Annotated in this window: 17 protein-coding genes; 9 read left to right on the top strand and 8 right to left on the bottom strand. The window is 71.5% G+C overall.

Features of this window, described 5'->3' with window-relative positions; genetic code table 11:
* Window positions 1-173: 173 nt before the first annotated feature.
* The 3 genes from D7044_RS16205 to D7044_RS16195 all read left to right on the top strand — a co-directional run bounded on the left by D7044_RS16205 (window position 174) and on the right by D7044_RS16195 (window position 1,887).
* The gene (locus D7044_RS16205) at window positions 174-515 is read left to right on the top strand and encodes an amphi-Trp domain-containing protein (protein ID WP_120673539.1); all 342 of its coding nucleotides are present in this window, start codon (window positions 174-176) and stop codon (window positions 513-515) included.
* Window positions 516-606: 91 nt separating this feature from the next.
* Window positions 607-1,605: an ion transporter gene (locus tag D7044_RS16200; protein ID WP_120689419.1), complete on the top strand. Its 999-nt coding sequence runs from the start codon at window positions 607-609 to the stop codon at window positions 1,603-1,605.
* Window positions 1,606-1,668: 63 nt separating this feature from the next.
* Window positions 1,669-1,887 (top strand): hypothetical protein, encoded by a 219-nt coding sequence (locus D7044_RS16195; RefSeq protein ID WP_120673541.1) that lies wholly within the window; start codon window positions 1,669-1,671, stop codon window positions 1,885-1,887.
* An 83-nt stretch (window positions 1,888-1,970) separates the two neighbouring features.
* Here the strand turns inward: D7044_RS16195 and D7044_RS16190 are convergent, their stop codons facing one another.
* From D7044_RS16190 to pgsB, 4 genes are read right to left on the bottom strand one after another with little or no spacing between them, the layout of a single operon-like run.
* Entirely contained in the window at window positions 1,971-3,143 is a 1,173-nt protein-coding gene (locus D7044_RS16190; RefSeq protein ID WP_233562876.1) for a CapA family protein, read from the bottom strand.
* A gap of 14 nt (window positions 3,144-3,157) precedes the next feature.
* The gene (locus tag D7044_RS16185) at window positions 3,158-4,216 is read right to left on the bottom strand and encodes a C40 family peptidase (protein WP_120689418.1); all 1,059 of its coding nucleotides are present in this window, start codon (window positions 4,214-4,216) and stop codon (window positions 3,158-3,160) included.
* Entirely contained in the window at window positions 4,216-4,680 is a 465-nt protein-coding gene (locus tag D7044_RS16180) for a poly-gamma-glutamate biosynthesis protein PgsC/CapC (protein WP_120673954.1), read from the bottom strand. The genes D7044_RS16185 and D7044_RS16180 overlap by 1 nt, the downstream gene beginning before the upstream one ends.
* Window positions 4,681-4,693: 13 nt before the next feature.
* Window positions 4,694-6,109 (bottom strand): poly-gamma-glutamate synthase PgsB, encoded by a 1,416-nt coding sequence (gene pgsB / locus D7044_RS16175; protein ID WP_120673543.1) that lies wholly within the window; start codon window positions 6,107-6,109, stop codon window positions 4,694-4,696.
* A 598-nt stretch (window positions 6,110-6,707) separates the two neighbouring features.
* Between pgsB and D7044_RS16170 the strand changes: the two genes are divergently transcribed.
* Entirely contained in the window at window positions 6,708-8,000 is a 1,293-nt protein-coding gene (locus D7044_RS16170) for a sensor histidine kinase (RefSeq protein ID WP_120673955.1), read from the top strand.
* Complete coding sequence (locus tag D7044_RS16165; RefSeq protein ID WP_120689417.1) at window positions 7,988-8,680, top strand: response regulator transcription factor; 693 nt, start codon at window positions 7,988-7,990, stop codon at window positions 8,678-8,680. The genes D7044_RS16170 and D7044_RS16165 overlap by 13 nt, the downstream gene beginning before the upstream one ends.
* A 27-nt stretch (window positions 8,681-8,707) precedes the next feature.
* On the opposite strand, the gene rpsN is transcribed toward D7044_RS16165, so the two are convergent.
* The 3 genes from rpsN to rpmB are packed head-to-tail and all read right to left on the bottom strand — an operon-like array spanning window position 8,708 to window position 9,416.
* On the bottom strand, window positions 8,708-9,013 hold the full coding sequence (gene rpsN / locus D7044_RS16160) for a 30S ribosomal protein S14 (RefSeq protein WP_120689416.1): 306 nt from the start codon (window positions 9,011-9,013) through the stop codon (window positions 8,708-8,710).
* A complete protein-coding gene (rpmG, locus tag D7044_RS16155; RefSeq protein ID WP_120673546.1) occupies window positions 9,013-9,180 on the bottom strand; it encodes a 50S ribosomal protein L33 in 168 nt (55 codons plus the stop codon). The genes rpsN and rpmG overlap by 1 nt, the downstream gene beginning before the upstream one ends.
* Window positions 9,180-9,416 carry a 50S ribosomal protein L28 gene (rpmB, locus tag D7044_RS16150; protein WP_120673547.1) on the bottom strand — a complete coding sequence of 79 codons (237 nt, stop codon included), beginning with the start codon at window positions 9,414-9,416 and terminating at the stop codon, window positions 9,180-9,182. The genes rpmG and rpmB overlap by 1 nt, the downstream gene beginning before the upstream one ends.
* A gap of 71 nt (window positions 9,417-9,487) precedes the next feature.
* Between rpmB and D7044_RS16145 the strand changes: the two genes are divergently transcribed.
* Window positions 9,488-10,813, top strand: coding sequence for a CobW family GTP-binding protein (locus tag D7044_RS16145; protein WP_120673548.1), 1,326 nt, complete (start codon window positions 9,488-9,490; stop codon window positions 10,811-10,813).
* The gene (locus tag D7044_RS16140) at window positions 10,810-11,073 is read left to right on the top strand and encodes a type B 50S ribosomal protein L31 (RefSeq protein ID WP_120673549.1); all 264 of its coding nucleotides are present in this window, start codon (window positions 10,810-10,812) and stop codon (window positions 11,071-11,073) included. Before D7044_RS16145 ends, D7044_RS16140 begins: the two co-directional genes overlap by 4 nt.
* Window positions 11,074-11,091: 18 nt before the next feature.
* Here D7044_RS16140 and D7044_RS16135 read toward each other — a convergent pair whose 3' ends face one another.
* The gene (locus tag D7044_RS16135; protein ID WP_120689415.1) at window positions 11,092-11,757 is read right to left on the bottom strand and encodes a TetR/AcrR family transcriptional regulator; all 666 of its coding nucleotides are present in this window, start codon (window positions 11,755-11,757) and stop codon (window positions 11,092-11,094) included.
* Between the two features lie 113 nt (window positions 11,758-11,870).
* Here D7044_RS16135 and D7044_RS16130 point away from each other — a divergent pair, with 113 nt between their 5' ends.
* Together D7044_RS16130 and ileS are read left to right on the top strand one after the other, a co-directional pair.
* On the top strand, window positions 11,871-12,896 hold the full coding sequence (locus D7044_RS16130) for an aldo/keto reductase (RefSeq protein WP_120689414.1): 1,026 nt from the start codon (window positions 11,871-11,873) through the stop codon (window positions 12,894-12,896).
* A gap of 309 nt (window positions 12,897-13,205) precedes the next feature.
* Complete coding sequence (gene ileS, locus D7044_RS16125; protein WP_120689413.1) at window positions 13,206-16,328, top strand: isoleucine--tRNA ligase; 3,123 nt, start codon at window positions 13,206-13,208, stop codon at window positions 16,326-16,328.
* Window positions 16,329-16,348 lie beyond the last annotated feature (20 nt).

Here is a 16,348-nt window from a genome sequence, read left to right as displayed (position 1 = left end):
CTCACGCGGCTCAGCGGCACGAGGGCCGGTTCCCCGGGTCACCCACGCCCTGGGAGCCGGCTGCCCCGTCGGGGCCAGCCCTACCCGCTCTCGGGCGCACCGGAGCAATATCATTCCGGTCCGGTGAGACCGGTGCCCACCCACCATCCGTCTGTCCTCTATGGAGTGCGAGCATGGCGCGCATGGATATCTACGAGGACGCCCGTACGGTGTCACGGGCCGACCTGGCCGGCTGGCTGCGTCAGCTGGCGAACCAGCTGGAGTCCGACGGTCGGGTCTACTACGGCGCCGCCGGCGCGGTGGCGGTCGCGGACGAGGTCCGGTGCGAGCTGGAGATCGAGCGCGAGAGCGAGACCGAGCTCTCCGTCGAGATCGAGTTCTCCTGGACCCTGCCCGCTCCGGTGAAGGCGGCGGAGCAGGAGACGGCGGCCGCGACGGACGACGAGGCCGACGAGGAGCCGAAGGCCGAGGAGTCCGCGGAGGAGCCGAAGGCCGAGGAGAAGCCAAAGGCCTGACCGCGGAGCGACCGGGGGGCGGCGGCGGTGCCGGCGCCCGCCGGACGATCGACCCGAGGCCCGTCCACGGTCACGGGGCCGCAGGAGAAACATGACGCCCGCTGTTCCGAGTCCGAGACACCGGCTGGCCGACGCGTGCCAGGCGCTGGTGGCGGCCTCCTGGTTCAACCTCACGAGCTTCGTCCTGATCCTGGTCAACTCGTTGGCGCTCGGCCTGGAGACGTACGGCCGGGCGGTGGTGGCGGCCGGTGCCCCGCTGCGGGCGATCGAGCACGCGTGCCTCACCTTCTTCGTACTCGAACTGCTGGTGCGTTTCGGTGCGCACCTGCGCCGTCCGGCCGGGTTCTTCCGGGATCGCTGGAACATCTTCGACCTGCTGATCGTCGCCACGCCGCTGCTGCCCGGCGTACGCGAGAACGTGACGCTGCTGCGCCTGCTGCGGCTGGCCCGGATCGTCCGCGCGTTCCGCCTCTTTCCCAGCCTGCGGGTGATCCTGGTCGGGATCCGGCGCAGCCTTCCGGGGCTCGGCAGTTTCCTGCTGGTCACGGTGCTGGTGCTGTACGGGTACGCGATGCTCGGCTGGATGCTCTTCGGCACCGCCGAACCGCAGCGGTACGGCACGGTCGGGCAGGCGATGCTCACGCTGTTCCTGCTGTTGTCGCTGGACGGCATCACCGACACGCTCCAGGCCGGCCGGGAGGTCACCGAGTGGGCGGTGCTGTACTACGTGTCGTACATGGTGACCGCCTGCTACCTGCTGACCAATCTGCTGGTGGGCGTGGTGCTCCGCGCGTTGGAGGAGGCCGACCAGGAGGAGCGGGCCACCCGGCGGAAGGTCCCCGACGACCTCGCCGAACCCTCGGTCCACCAGCAGCTGGCGCAGCTCCGCACGATCATCACGGACCTGGAGCGGCGGCTCCCGGAGGCCCCGGACGGCGAGGCCCCCGGTTCGGCTCCGGCGCGACGCCACACCCACGGTCAGCCCGCAGGCCGTCGCCGGGGTCGCGGGAAGCGGAAGGCCGCGTCGACCGGTGCCCGGTCGGGAGCGGGAAAGTCGGAGTCCTCTGTGGAGGGTGTTCGTCGCGGGTGATGTAATTCCTCCCGATCGGTCCCGTCCGGGCGAGATGTCAGCCCGGGTATCGAAGGAGAGTCCATGCCCGTCACCGCCGACCTCACCAAGCTGGTCGACAAGGCCTACCAGGACAAGACCCTCACCGAGCTGGTCGACGCCCCGGTGGCCGCCCTCGCGGGGGTCAGCGAGGGTGGCGCCAAGCTGCTCAAGGAGGCGCTCGGCATCGTCACGATCGGCGACCTCGGCCGCAACCCGTACTTCCGGGCCGCACAGGCGCTGGTCGCCCTGAACTCGAAGTAGTCACCGAGTCCGTGCTGCCCGGCGGTGACCCGAACCCGCCGGGCGTCACGCGGCCCCGGCGCGCACCACGGCCCGGCCGGCCGCTAACGCACGATGTGCAGCCCCGCCTTGACCGCGCCCCGGGCATCGAGGTAGCTGCTGATCCGATCCATGGCCGCGGTGTAGAGCGAGCGCCTGCGGTCGATGCGCGGCATGGGCTTCACGGCCGCGGGTAGGTTCACGACACGGATGGTGGGCCGCAGCGACAGCCAGATGGGCGTCGCCTCCGCGCGCGTCACCTTCCACCGGTGGTTCGGCTGCTCGGTGAAGGTGAACGAGGCGATGACGCCCTCCCGGTTGGCGTCGACGGGGAAGTCGTGCCGGGCGAGGGTGTTCCCGACGCCGTACGCGATCCACTTGTCGCCGACCTTCTCGAAGGGCTGCACGACGTGGGCGTGGTGGCCGATGATCAGGTCGATGTTCGGGTCGGCGATCAACTGCCGGGCCCAGTACAACTGGTCACCGCTGGGCTCGTGGACGAGCTCCTTCCCCCAGTGCGCGGAGAGCACGATGATCTGCGCGCCCGCCTTACGGGTGGCGGCGGCAGCCGCCTTGATCGCCTTGACGTCGATCCGGTTGGCCAGCCACTCCTTCCCGGCCGGCGGCTTGAGCCCGTTGAAGTGCATGGCGTACGACAGGTGCCCGACCTTGACGCCCTTCACGTTGTAGATCGTCGGGCGGACCCGCTCGGCGGCGCTGCGGAAGGTGCCGGTGTGGCCGAGGCCCGCCGCGTCCAGCGCGTCGAGGTTGTCGTAGACGCCCTGCTCACCCTGGTCGAGGGCGTGGTTGCTGGAGGTCGAACAGGCGTCGTAGCCGGTCGACTTGACCGTCGCCGCCAGCTCGGTGGGCGCGCGGAACCGGGGGAAGTCCTGCGGACCGCCCGGTCCCATGGGCCCCTCCATGTGGCAGATGGCCAGGTCGGCGGCCGAGACGACGGGACGGATGTCGGCGAAGATGCGTTCGAAGTCGTAGCCGTCCCGGCCGTCCGCCTCCGCGTCGGCGTGGGCCTGCTGCCAGGTCGGCGGGTGGACGAGGATGTCACCGGAGCCCGAGATGGTGATCTGCCGGGGCCCACCGGACGCGGTCGGTGCGGCGACCTGACCGGCCGGGCTCGGCTCGGTCGCCATCCGGTCCCGAATGATGTCGCCGCGCAGCACCCAGACCAGGCCGGGTGAGAGTACGAGCGCGACGATGAGGATGATGCGGACAGCACGCATGACCGTTCCTAGTGTCAGAGCCGGATGACCCGGCGCAGCCGCTCGCCGAAGTAACCGGAGTCGACGACACCGTCTCCATGTACGTCGCCGAAGGTGGGACCGTCGACGGTCTCGCGCGAGGAGACGAAGCGCATCCCCCCGTCCTCATCCTTCCCGAGATAGATCCCGGAGTGGGTGATGAGGTTGGGGTCCTCCTTGTGCAGGGAGAAGAAGACGAGGTCGCCGGGTTGCAGGGCGGTCAGGTCGGCGGGCGCCTTGCCCGGGGTACGTCCGGCGGCGATGAGCACCGAGCGGGCGTACGAGGCCATGCTCGACGCCGTGCGCGGAAGGCCGTCGACGGTGGTGCTGACCGGATCGTTGAAGAGCGGGAGCCCGAACCGGTAGCCGTAGATCAGCCGGACGAAGCCGGAGCAGTCCAGGTCACGGTCCCACCGCTCGGACGGCTTCTTCTTGCCGCTGTCGGAGAACTCCCACGGGATCTCCAGGTAGTCGTAGAAGTCCGCCCCGTCACGCTCGTCGGCGCTGTGCACGTACCCGAAGCCGGCGTCGCCGATGTACCTGACACCCTCGTCGTTGCGGCCGTCGGGCGCGTCGGCCAGGTACTGCATCGTGGCCGCGAGCACGTCGATCGGCGGATCCTCGTCCTCGATCTGGTCGAGCAGCCAGCCGACGAACTCCTCGTCCTTGCCGCGTCGCGTCTGCCACGGCTCCGGCGCCACGCGCACCCAGGACGTCGATTCGATCTCCGCGGGAGTGCTGGACGGTTCGCTGAAGCGGCGCTCGGGGCCGGCCACCACGACGGTCCGCGCGCCCACGGTGAGCGTGGCGACGAGCTCGTTGTCGCTGCGGCGATGCACCTCGGTGCGGTCCGGGCGGGTCCGGTCCACCAGCTTGTACTGCTGCTCCAGCCGCTCGACGTCGTTGCGCGGCGAGTGCGTCGGGGTCGGCGTACCCCAGCTCGACGCCGGCGCCGCGCCGTTCGGGCTCCCGGTGACGAGCCGGACGACGACCAGGCCGGCGGCGACGACGGCGACGGCCGCCAGGACGGTGAGGACGACCCGCAGGTTGCGCATCAGAGCGAGACCATCAGCAGGGCGAGGCCGCCGGTGCCGGCGCTGACCACGCCCGTGGCGGCCAGCGTCTGCAGCGCACGCGGCCGCACCAGCTGGTAGGTCATCAGTCCGGGGATGATGAACGACAGCGTGTCGCCGGCGAAGAGGAACGGCAGACGGGTGTGCAGCAGCACGAACGACGTCACCGACATGAAGGAGGAGACCAACACCGCCACGGCGAAGAGCCGCTTGCCGTACAGGATGGTCATGCGCTGCAGCACCTTCATGATCAGCACCGTGACGGTGGTGATGGCCACGACGGTGATGAGACTGCGGGCGTCCTCCAGCGCGGTGAGCACCAGACAACCGGGCACCATGAGGCCGGCCGGCGCGACGTTGGTCACGAGGTAGCCGACGAGCCCGAACAGCAGCCCCGCCGCGATGATCACGGCACTGAGCTCGGAGGACAGGTCGAATGTTGGCATCATGTTCCTTCGCTCAGGGGCGGGCGGCTCGACGTCGGTCGCCGTGCAGGACGGCGATGCGGGCGCTGTTCAGCACCGTGGTCGCGGTCAGGTCCTCGCGGGAGAGCACGACTGTCGCGTCCAGGTCGACCTGCGCCCCGCTCTCCGCCGTGTCCGGCTTGCGGGCGGTGTCCAGCTTGTAGATGCGCTCCAGGGTCTGGGAGAGCTCGGCGAACGGCGCCGCGGCGGTCGCCGCGACGGTCACCGAGTGCAGCGCCTCCAGCAGCTCCTCGCCGCGACCGTGGATGTTGCCGATCATCAGCAGCGAGGTCCCGGTCTCGCCCGCGCCGAGCTGTTCGACGATGGCGTCCCGCAGCTCGACGCCGGTGCGGTGCTCGCCGTCGAGGTCGACCACGCGGTCGCGCCACTCTTCCGGGATGAGGTGCAGCGCGCTACGGGTCGGGGCGCCGATGAGGAACACCTTCGTCGGCTTGATCTCCGGGATGATGCCGCCCATCTGGCCGTTGCGCTCGATCCGGTCGGGTCGGCAGTTGATGACCACGGCGACCCGCTCACCGACCAACCCGCGCTCCCGGAGCAGGTTGATGTTCATCAGGGTCGAGGCCGGGTCGTTGGCGGCGAAGAGGTTCACCGCGGCGAACCGCCGCCCGTTGTGGGCGCACGCGTCCACTCGCAGTACGCCCGGGTCCGGGGCGGCCTGCCACATCCCCTTCAGCGCGGTCCGCCGGTCCACGCCGCAGAGCTCCGCGACGGCCAGCGCGATGGCCACGTTCTCCTTGAAGGTGATCCACCGGAAGCGCCGCATCTCCGCGTCCGTGACCGTTTCCGGGTCTACGGCGATCAGGTTGCACTGGCGGCGGTCCGCCTCCTCGCGCAGGATGTGCAACCGTTCCCGCTCCGCGGTCACCACCGTGCCGCGATGAGGCATCGAACGGCTCAACGACCGGGCGACGTCGTCGAGGGTCGGGCCCATCTCCTCCAGATGGTCCTCCCGCACGTTGCTGATCACGACGACGTCGCCCTCGATGAGCAGCTCCTGGTTCACCTGCTGCAGCTCCGGCAGGACCGCCATGCACTCCACGACCAGGGTGTCCGCGCCCGCGTGCACGGCTCGGCGGACCACCCCGATCTGCTCGATGACGTTGACGCCGCCTCGACCGCGACGGATCGGAACCTCCCGGCCCTGCGGGTAGATCAGGCGGGCGGCGGTGCCCGTCGTCTTGGCGAAGACCGTGCGTCGGTCGTCCGCGCGCAGGGCGCCCGCGATGAGCCGGGTCACCGAGGACTTGCCGCGGATTCCGTTCACCACGATCCGGGTCGGCAGCCGGGACAGCTGACGCCGGTGGCGTGCGCGTTCGACCAGAAGGTGAGTGAGCAGGCCCGCGATGCATACCCCGAGCAGCCACAGGGGCGCGGTGACCGACGTCATCGGGACCGCTTCGTCGAGGGCAGGCTGCCGCCAGGCATGGTCGTACTCCGTCTCGGCACGAGGAAATGGCTGAGGAGTGGCGGCCGGACCGTGAGGCGTCAACGGGACCGATGCACGACCGGGGCGCCGGGCTGGGTGAACGGGATTCGAGGATCAGTGCGGTCGCGGGCCGTCCTTGCCCGACGAGTGACCACAGCGGCTTCCCCGCTGCGAAGACATACGCACCTCCCGGTCGACACACCAGCTGCCGCGGCCGTACACCTGAAGCTGTGCCAGGGCAGCATGACCTACAGCGGCAGACGACCAGCAACTGTCACACGACCCGGAAGACGGACGGTTAACTTCGAGCGGGTGAGCCTGGCGGCAAATGCGAAAATGGTCCAGCTTGTCCCGTCGGTGTGATGCCTTGTTGGGGCTTTCGACGCGTCTGTCCCCCCGCAACGGATGAGGTCATTCCTGACCACTCGGGTCTCCTGATCAACCTGGTCGGGCCCCCCGGCGCGGGCCGCAGCCGGCCGAACGAGGTAGGGCTGGGCATACCCGCGGAGTGGATCCAGTCGGCTGGGTCGGCCCCGGCACCGCCGATAGCGTCGAGGACATGACGTCCTCCCGGCCCTCGCACCTGGCCACGGCGCTGCGCCACCCCCGCTACCTGCTCTCCGAGTGGCCCTGGCGAGCGCTGGCCTACCTGGTCTCCACCGCCCCGGTCGCCGGCGTGCTCTCCGTCGGGCTGCTGCTGGTCGGGGCTCCCCTGCTCGCGGCCGTCAACGCCGTACACCGGCACGACCGTCCGATTCCCCTGCCGCTCGCGCTCTTCCTGACCCTGGGCACGCTCGCCCTCGTCGGGTTCGCGCCGATCGTCAGCGCCGCCGTCGCGGCGGTCGAAAGGTGGCGGCTCGGGCTCATCGACTCGCGCCCGGTGCCGGCCCGCCGCTGGTCGAGCGTCGCCGAGCGCTACACGAGCGCCCACGCGTGGCGCGAGGTCGCGTACCTGGTGTGGCTCGGCGGTGTGGTGCCGGTCGTCTACTGGGTCTATCTCCTGCTGGTGCTGATCGACGTGCTGCTGGTCGCCAGTCCGTGGCTGGCCGGGGACGCCGACCAGGTGATCGTGGTCTGGGACACCATCGACACGCCGGGTGAGGCCGTCCCGTACGCAGTCGTCGCCGTGCTGCTGCTGCCGGTGCTCTGGTACGGACTCGGGGCGCTCGCGGCGACCCAGGGCGCGGTGGCGCGCTGGCTGCTCGGCTCGTCGCCCGACACCGCCGCGCTGCGCGAGGTGACCAGGTCACGGGCTCGCCTCGTGGACGCGTACGAGGCGGAGCGCCGCCGGATCGAACGCGACCTGCACGACGGCGCCCAGCCCCGGCTGACCAGCCTCACCCTGCAACTGGGGCTGGCCCGGCTCGACGTGCCCGACGACTCCCCCGCCGCCCGGCCGCTCACGGTGGCTCACGACCAGGCGAAGGGGCTGATGGTCATGCTCCGGCAGATCGTGCACGGCCTCCGCCCGCAGAGCCTCACGGACCTCGGCCTCGCCGGCGCGGTCCGGGAACTGGCCGACGAGGCCACCGTCCCGGTCACCGTGCACGCCGACCTGGAACGGCCGGTGCCCGAGAACGTCGAGACGACAGCCTGGTACGTGGTCTCGGAGTCGCTCAACAACGTCACCCGGCACGCCTCGGCGACCCGGGCCGAGGTACGACTCACGCGGGCCGGCGAGCGGCTGGTGGTCGAGGTCTCGGACGACGGCCGGGGCGGCGCGGACCCGGCGCGGGGCACCGGGCTGACCGGACTCGCCGACCGGGTGGGCGCCGCCGGCGGGCGGTTGCTGCTCGCCAGCCCACCGGGCGGCCCTACCCTCGTCCGGGTGGAGCTGCCATGCCACCGGTGACCCGGGTCGTACTCGCCGAGGACGAGGTCCTCCTCCGCGAAGGGCTGGTCGGCCTGCTGGAGCGGTTCGGTTTCGAGGTGCTCGCCGCCGCCGGCTCCGCGCCGGAGCTGCTGGCGGCGGCCCGCACGCACCGGCCGGACCTGGTGGTGACCGACATCCGGATGCCCCCCGGCCGGCGGGACGACGGTCTGCGGGCGGCGGTCGAGTTGCGCGCGGAGCGGCCGGAGCTCGCGGTGGTGGTGCTCAGTCAGCACGTGCAGGCCGAGTACGCCGCCGCGCTCCTCGGCAGCGGGGACGGCCGCCGCGTCGGCTACCTGCTGAAGGACCGGGTCGCCGAGGTGGTCGAGTTCGTCGAGCAGCTGCGCACCGTCACCGGCGGCGGCACGGTCATCGACCCCGACGTCGTACGCCGGCTGCTGCACCGCCCGAACGACCCTCTCGCCGCGTTGTCCGGACGGGAGCGGGAGGTGCTGGGGCTGGTGGCGCAGGGCCGTTCGAACGCGGCGATCGCGGCGGCGCTGCACGTCACCGAGGCGGCGGTCGGCAAGCACGTCGGGAACATCCTCACCAAGCTCGGCCTGCTGCCCAGCGACGACACCAACCGTCGCGTGCTGGCGGTGCTCACCTACCTGCGCGGCGGCTCGACGTGGACCGGCCCGTCCGCCGACCGGCGCGGATGAGGCGGGACGGGCCGGCCACGTCGGACGTCACCAGGAGGCCTTGCGTACCCCCGGCAGCTCACCCCGCAGCGCCATCTCCCGGAAGCGGACCCGGGACAGGCCGAACCGGCTGAGCACCCCACGCGGTCGCCCGTCGACGACGTCCCGGCTGCGCAGCCGTACCGGGCTGGAGTCGCGTGGCAGCCGCGCCAGGCGGCGGACGGCCTCGCCGCGTACCACCGGGTCGGTGTCGGGGTGGGCGATGAGCCGCTTCAGCTCGGCGCGGTGGTCGGCCTGCCGCGCGACCAGCTCCGCCCGGCGGCCCTGACGGTTGACGAGACCGCGGCGGGCCATCAGCGCTCCTCCCGGAACTCGACGTGCCGACGCACGAGCGGGTCGTACTTGCGCAGGACGAGGCGGTCCGGGTCGTTGCGCCGGTTCTTCCGGGTGACGTAGGTGTAGCCGGTTCCGGCGGTGCTGCGGAGCTTGACCACCGGACGGATGTCGGTCTGCCGGGCCATCAGATCCGCGCTCCCCGGCCGCGCAGCTCGGCGACGATCGCCTCGATGCCCCTGCGGTCGACCGTCCGCAACGCCTTCGCGGTGAGGGTGAGGGTGATCCAGCGCCGCTCGGACGGCAGCCAGTACCGGTGACGCTGGAGGTTCGGGTTCCACCGGCGGCGGGTGCGTCGATGGGAGTGGGACACGGCGTTGCCGAAGCCCGGCTGGGCGCCGGTGACATCACATCGTCTGGACACGTGACTCCTTCTGGTTGATACTCGGCCTCTCACTATAATGACAATCGTTTTCAACAAGCGACGAGAGGACCGTGATGTCGACGTCACCACTCGCGCCCGCCGGCACCCTGGCCGGAGCGGCCGACCTCCGGCCGGCCCTGACCGTGTTGAGCGGCTTCTGGCCGGGCACCACCTACGCCGCCGCCCGCGCCCTGCTCACGGCGGACCCGACCCTGCTGCTGGTCCGCCACGACCTCACCGAGGTGCACGCGGGCGCGGTCCAGCGCATCGTCCGCGACGGTTCCGGCCTGCTGGAGGACGTACGCATCGAACTCGCACACGGCTGCGTCTCCTGCACGCTCCGCGAGGACGTGCTGCCCACCCTGGCCCGACTCGCCCGCACGCACCCCGGCCGGGACCTCATCCTGATGCTCCCCGAGGTCGTCGAGCCGGAGGCGGTCGCCACCGCCTGCGCCCACTGCCTGGTCGACGGCGCCCCGGTCACCGACCTGCTGCGCATCGACTCGTACGTCACAGTGGTCGATGCCGAGCACCTGATCGACGCGCTGGCCACCACCGACGACCTGAAGAGCCTCGGCATCCACGCCGCCGCCGACGACGACCGCGCCGTGGCCGACGTGGTGGTACGCCAGATCGAGTACGCCGACACGATCGTCCTGTGGGGCCTGTCCCGCGACGGGGAGTTCGACACCAGCCGGCTCTCGGTGCTGCTGGACCGGATGGCGCCGTGGACCACTCAGGTCCGGGTCGACGCGGAACTGGTCGACACCCACGCGCTGAGCCGGCAGCTGCGCGACACCCGCCGTCACCGGCCCGACACGCCGGGCACACTGACCCGAGGCCTGGAGGGGTACGCGCTCGGGGTGCACGAGCCGCACCCGGACTGCGGAGTCGTCTCCGCGCTGTTCCGGGCGCGCCGGCCGTTCCACCCCGGCCGCCTGCACGACGCGCTGGAGGAGCTCAACGCCGAGGCGATCCGGTCGCGGGGACACCTCTGGCTGGCCAGTCAGCCGGAGACCGTGATCGCCTGGGACTTCGCCGGTGGCGGCCTCGCCCTGGGTTCGCTCGGGCGCTGGCTCGCCGTCCTGCCGGACGAGCTCTGGGCCGAGGCGTCCGACCACCGGCGGCTCGCCGCCGCTCTGGACTGGGACCCCTACTACGGCGACCGCCACCAACATCTGGTCTTCATCGGCCTGGACCTGGCCGCCGCCGAACTGCACCGCACCCTCGCCGCGTGCCTGCTCACCGACGCCGAACTGGCTGACGGCGAGGAGGTCTGGCGCAGCTATCCCGACCCGTTCGCCGGCTGCTTCCCCCTCGTCACCCTCACCCCGGACGGCAGTCCCGATCCCGATCTGCCCGACAGTTCCGCCAACCCCGAAGGAGAGAGCGCATGAAGCGCGGCATCCACCCCGAATACCGGCCGGTCGTCTACCGCGACCGCGCTGCCGACTTCGCCTTCCTCACCCGCTCCACCGCCACCAGCGACCAGACCGTCGAGTGGACCGACGGCAACACCTATCCGGTCATCGATGTGCAGATCTCCTCCGCGAGCCACCCGTTCTGGACGGGGAAGCAGCGGCTCGTCGACAGCGCGGGCCGGGTGGAGAGGTTCCGGGCGCGCTACGCCCGGCACGGGACGCAGCGGGCCCGCTGAGGGCACCCGTCGTCACGGTCAGTCGACCGGCGTCTCCGGCCCGGCCGGACGCCGGTAGACGCCGTACCACCAGGTCTCGGCGAGCTCGCGGGCGGCGGCCTCGTCACCGCTGCCGTCGTCGGTGGCCACGTGGTCGGCGAGGAAGCGCTCGCCGCCCAGCACTATCAGGCGGCTCGCGGCGGCGATGTCGACCTCCGCGGGCACCCGGCCGGCCCGCTTCTCCTCCTCCAGCACCTGGGCGGTACGCACGAGGAACAGGTCGAGCCTCGCCCGCCAGAACCTGCGGATCACCGGCTCGTACCCGGAGACCTCGGTGATCGCGGCGAGCACCCCGCTGTGCTGCCGGTAGACGGCGAGGATCTCCCGGAAGCCGGCAGCCAGCGCGTCCAGCCCCACCGAGCCGCCGACCGGCGGACCCTCCGGCGCCGGCTCCCACTCCCGGGCGATCCCGAAGGCGACGCCGGTGAACGACTCGGCGAGCCGCAGCAGGAGCTCGGTCTTGTCGGCGAAGTGCATGTAGAAGGTCGACCGCGCGACGCCCGCCTCCCGGGCGATGCGCTGCACCCCGAGCTCCGTGAAGCTCTCCCCCTCGGCGAGCAGACGCTCGGTGGCGGCGAGGATCTGCGCCTCGACGGGGAGACGCCGGTCGGAGCCGCCGGAGCGTCGTCGCGTGATCGAAGGCATAACCAGATCCTAGGCGTCGCCGCTCGGCTCCGGTTAGGCTTCTCGGACACGCTGTCCGAGCAGGCTGTCTCAGCGGCGGCCCCGGCGGGCCGCACCCGGAGGGAGTACCCACCTTGAAGTACCGACTCCTCGGCGACACCGGCGTCTGGGTCTCCGAGCTCTCGCTCGGCACGATGACCTTCGGCGGGGCGAACGACCCCCGCTACGCCGGCCTCGGCGGGCTCGGCCGGGAAGAGGTCGACCGGATGGTGGAGCGAGCGCTCGACGTCGGGATCAACTTCATCGACACGGCCGACGTCTACGGCCGGGGCGAGAGCGAGGAGCTGCTCGGCCGCGCGCTCCGCCGCCGCCGCGACGACGTGGTCCTCGCCACGAAGGTGCACTCGCGTACCGGCCCCGGCCCCAACGACGCCGGCTGGTCCCGGCTGTACGTGACGCGCGCGCTGGAGGCCAGCCTGCGCCGGCTGAAGACCGACCACATCGACCTCTACCAGCTGCACAACTTCGACCACCTGACCCCGTTCGAGGAGGTGCTCAGCGCGCTCGACGACGCCGTACGGCAGGGCAAGGTCCGCTACCTCGGCTGCGCGAACCTCGCCGCCTGGCAGATCACCAAGGCGCTCGGCGTCTCCGCGCTGCACGACCTGCACCGCCTGGTCTCCGTGCAGGTGTACTACTCCCTCGTGGGACGGGACGTCGAGCGCGATCTGGTGCCGATGGCCCAGTCCGAGAAGTTGGCGCTGACCGTGTGGAGCCCGCTGGCCGGCGGCTTCCTCACCGGCAAGTTCAGCCGGGACGGGTCGGTGCAGGGTCCCGCTCGGCGCAGCGGCGCGGCCGGCTTCCCGCCGGTGGAGAGCGAACGCGGGTTCGAGGTGGTCGAGATGCTCCGCACCGTCGCCGCCCGGCACGACGCGAGCATCCCCCAGATCGCGATCGCCTGGCTGCTCGCCCAGCCGGCGGTCACCAGCGTCGTCATCGGCGCCCGGACGATGGCACAGCTCGACGACAACATCGCCGCCGGCGGGGTGACGCTGACCGAGCAGGACCTGGCCGACCTCGACGCGGTCAGCGCCCAGCCGCCGGCGTACCCGAACTGGCTCCAGCAGATGTACGCCCCCGGACGCGACGCGAACCGCTGAAACGACCCTGGCGGGCGGCGGTATCACCGTCGCTGGGCCGTCCCCGGCTGGGATAGGATGAGCGCGGAAGGCGCAGATGGGGACGAGTACCGTCGCACGCAGCCAGGAGCGATCCGGGGATGGTGGAAGCCCGGAGGCGTGCGCGGCGGGAAGATCACCCCGGAGCCGTCGGAAGAAAGGCCACCCGGCCCAGTAGACCCGACCACACCCGAAACGAGAGGGCCGGACACCGGCCAAGGAGGGTGGTACCGCGGGGCCACGGCCTCGTCCCTCCGGCGGAGCTTGAGCACACGCGCCGACGGAGGACCGATGTACCGCAGCGTACCGACGCAGGTCGATCTGCCCGACCTCGACCACAACGTCCTGCACTTCTGGCACGCGAACAGCATCTTCAGGCGCAGCCTGGAGCAGTCCGAGGGCCGCCCGGAGTGGGTCTTCTACGAGGGGCCACCCACCGCCAACGGCATGCCCGGCGCCCACCACATCGAGGCGCGCGTCTTCAAGGACGTCTTCCCCCGCTACAAGACCATGAAGGGCTTCCACGTCGCCCGTAAGGCCGGCTGGGACTGCCACGGCCTGCCCGTCGAACTCGCCGTCGAGCGGGAACTCGGCTTCTCCGGCAAGCAGGACATCGAGAAGTTCGGCATCGCCGAGTTCAACGCCCGCTGCCGGGAGTCGGTCACCCGGCACACCGACGCGTTCGCCGAACTCACCGACCGCATGGGCTACTGGGTCGACATGGACGACGCCTACCGGACCATGGACCCGGAGTACATCGAGTCCGTCTGGTGGTCGCTGAAGCAGATCTTCGACAAGGGCCTGCTGGTCGAGGACTTCCGGGTCGCCCCGTGGTGCCCGCGCGACGAGACCGGGCTCTCCGACCACGAGCTCGCCCAGGGGTACGAGACGGTCGTCGACCCGTCGGTCTTCGTCCGGTTCCCGCTCACCTCGGGCCCGCTGGCCGACCGGGCCGCCCTGCTGGTCTGGACCACCACCCCGTGGACGCTGCCGTCGAACGTCGCGGTGGCGGTCCACCCCGACGTGCGGTACGTGGTCGCCAGCGACGGCAACGAGCAGCTCGTGGTCGCCGAGCCGCTGCTGGCGTACGCGCTGGGCGACGGCTGGGAGCTCACCGGCGAGTCGTTCAAGGGCAAGGAGCTGGAGCGGTGGACCTACCGGCCGCCGTTCGACCTCGTCGAGGTGCCCGACGCGCACTACGTCGTCCTGGCGTCGTACGTGACCACGGACAGCGGCACCGGCCTCGTCCACCAGGCGCCGGCGTTCGGCGCGGACGACCTCGCCATCGCCCGGGCGTACGGGCTGCCGATGGTGAACCCGGTGCAGTCGAACGGACGCTTCGAGCCGGACATCCCGCTGATCGGCGGACGGTTCTTCAAGGAGGCCGACCGGCCGCTGATCGAGGACCTCCAACTGCGCGGCCTGCTCTTCAAGAACGTCCCGTACGAGCACACCTATCCGCACTGCTGGCGCTGCCACACCGCGCTGATCTACTACGCCCAGCCGTCCTGGTACGTGCGGACCACCGCCGTACGCGACGCGCTGCTGCGGGAGAACGAGCGCACCACCTGGCACCCCGGCACGGTCAAGTACGGCCGCTACGGCGACTGGCTCAACAACAACGTCGACTGGGCGCTCTCCCGTCGGCGTTACTGGGGCACCCCGCTGCCCATCTGGCGCTGCGCGAACGACCACCTCACCTGCGTCGGCTCGCTCACCGAGCTGAGCGAGCTGACCGGCACGGATGTGACCGGGCTCGACCCGCACCGGCCCTTCATCGACGACGTCACCTTCGCCTGCCACTGCGGTGAGACCGCCCGCCGGGTGCCGGAGGTCATCGACGCCTGGTACGACTCCGGCTCCATGCCCTTCGCCCAGTTCGGCTACCCGTACCGGAACAAGGAGCTCTTCGAGCAGCAATTCCCGGCGCAGTTCATCTCCGAGGCGATCGACCAGACCCGTGGCTGGTTCTACACCCTGATGGCCATCGGCACGCTGGTCTTCGACCGCTCCCCGTACGAGACGGTGGTCTGCCTGGGCCACATCCTCGCCGAGGACGGCCGGAAGATGTCCAAGCACCTCGGCAACATCCTGGAGCCGATCCCGCTGCTCGACCAGCACGGCGCGGACGCGGTGCGCTGGTTCATGGCCGCCGTCGGCTCGCCCTGGTCGGCCCGGCGGGTCGGGCACACCGCCCTCCAGGAGGTCGTCCGCAAGACCCTGCTGACCTACTGGAACACGGCCGCCTTCCAGTCCCTCTACGGCCGTACCGCCGGATGGACCCCGTCGGCCGAGGACCCGGCCCCGGCCGACCGGCCGGTGCTGGACCGGTGGCTGCTCTCCGAGCTGAACACCCTGGTCCAGCAGGTCGACGCCGCGATGGCCGACTTCGACACGCACCAGGCCGGCCGGCTGCTCGCCACGTTCGTGGACGACCTGTCGAACTGGTACGTGCGGCGCAGCCGGCGTCGCTTCTGGCGGGGCGACCGGGCGGCGCTCGCCACCCTGCACGAGGCGTTGAGCGCCGTCACCCTGCTGCTGGCGCCGCTCACCCCGTTCATCACCGAACGGGTGTGGCAGGACATGATCGCGCCGGTCGACCCGGAGGCGCCGCAGTCGGTGCACCTCGCCCCGTACCCGGTCGCCGACGAGTCGCTGATCGACCCGGCGCTGTCCCGGCAGATGGCGCTCGCCCGTCGCCTGGTCGAGCTGGGCCGGGCGGCCCGCGCCGACTCCGGCATGAAGGTCCGGCAGCCGCTGTCGCGGGCGCTGGCCTCGGCGAGCGGCTTCGAGGAGCTTCCGCCGGAGCTGCTGGCGGAGGTCTCCGCTGAGCTCAACGTCGGGTCGGTCGACCCGGTCGGTGGGGCCGGCGGGTCGCTCGTGGACACCACCGCCAAGGCCAACTTCCGCACCCTGGGCAGGCGGTTCGGCAAGACGGTGCAGCAGGTGGCCGCGGCGATCGCGGCGGCCGACGCGGCGGCCCTCAAGGACTCGCTGCGCGACACCGGGTCGGCGACCGTCCAGGTCGGCGACGAGACGGTGACGCTCGGCCCGGACGAGGTGGTGGTCACCGAGACCCCGCGCGAGGGCTGGGCGGTGGCCAACGACGCCGGCGCGACGCTCGCGCTCGACCTGCACCTCACCCAAGAGCTGCGGCGGGCCGGCGTGGCCCGCGACGCGATCCGGCAGATCCAGGAGGCGCGTAAGAGCAGCGGCCTCGAGGTCACCGACCGGATCGAGCTGCGCTACCGCACCGACCGGGACGAGACCGCGCTGGCCCTGAGCGAGCACCGTGACCTGGTGGCCGAGGAGGTGCTGGCGTCCGACTGTGCCGAGGGCGAGCCGTCCTGGGCCGGCGCGGAGCCGTTCACCGACGAGTCGCTGGGCCTGACCTTCTGGATCCGGAAGTCCTGAGCCGACACCGGGTGCTCCGG

The organism is Micromonospora musae (genome assembly GCF_003626635.1).
Lineage (GTDB): Bacteria > Actinomycetota > Actinomycetes > Mycobacteriales > Micromonosporaceae > Micromonospora > Micromonospora musae.
This window is presented reverse-complemented; position numbering and strand designations above follow the sequence as displayed.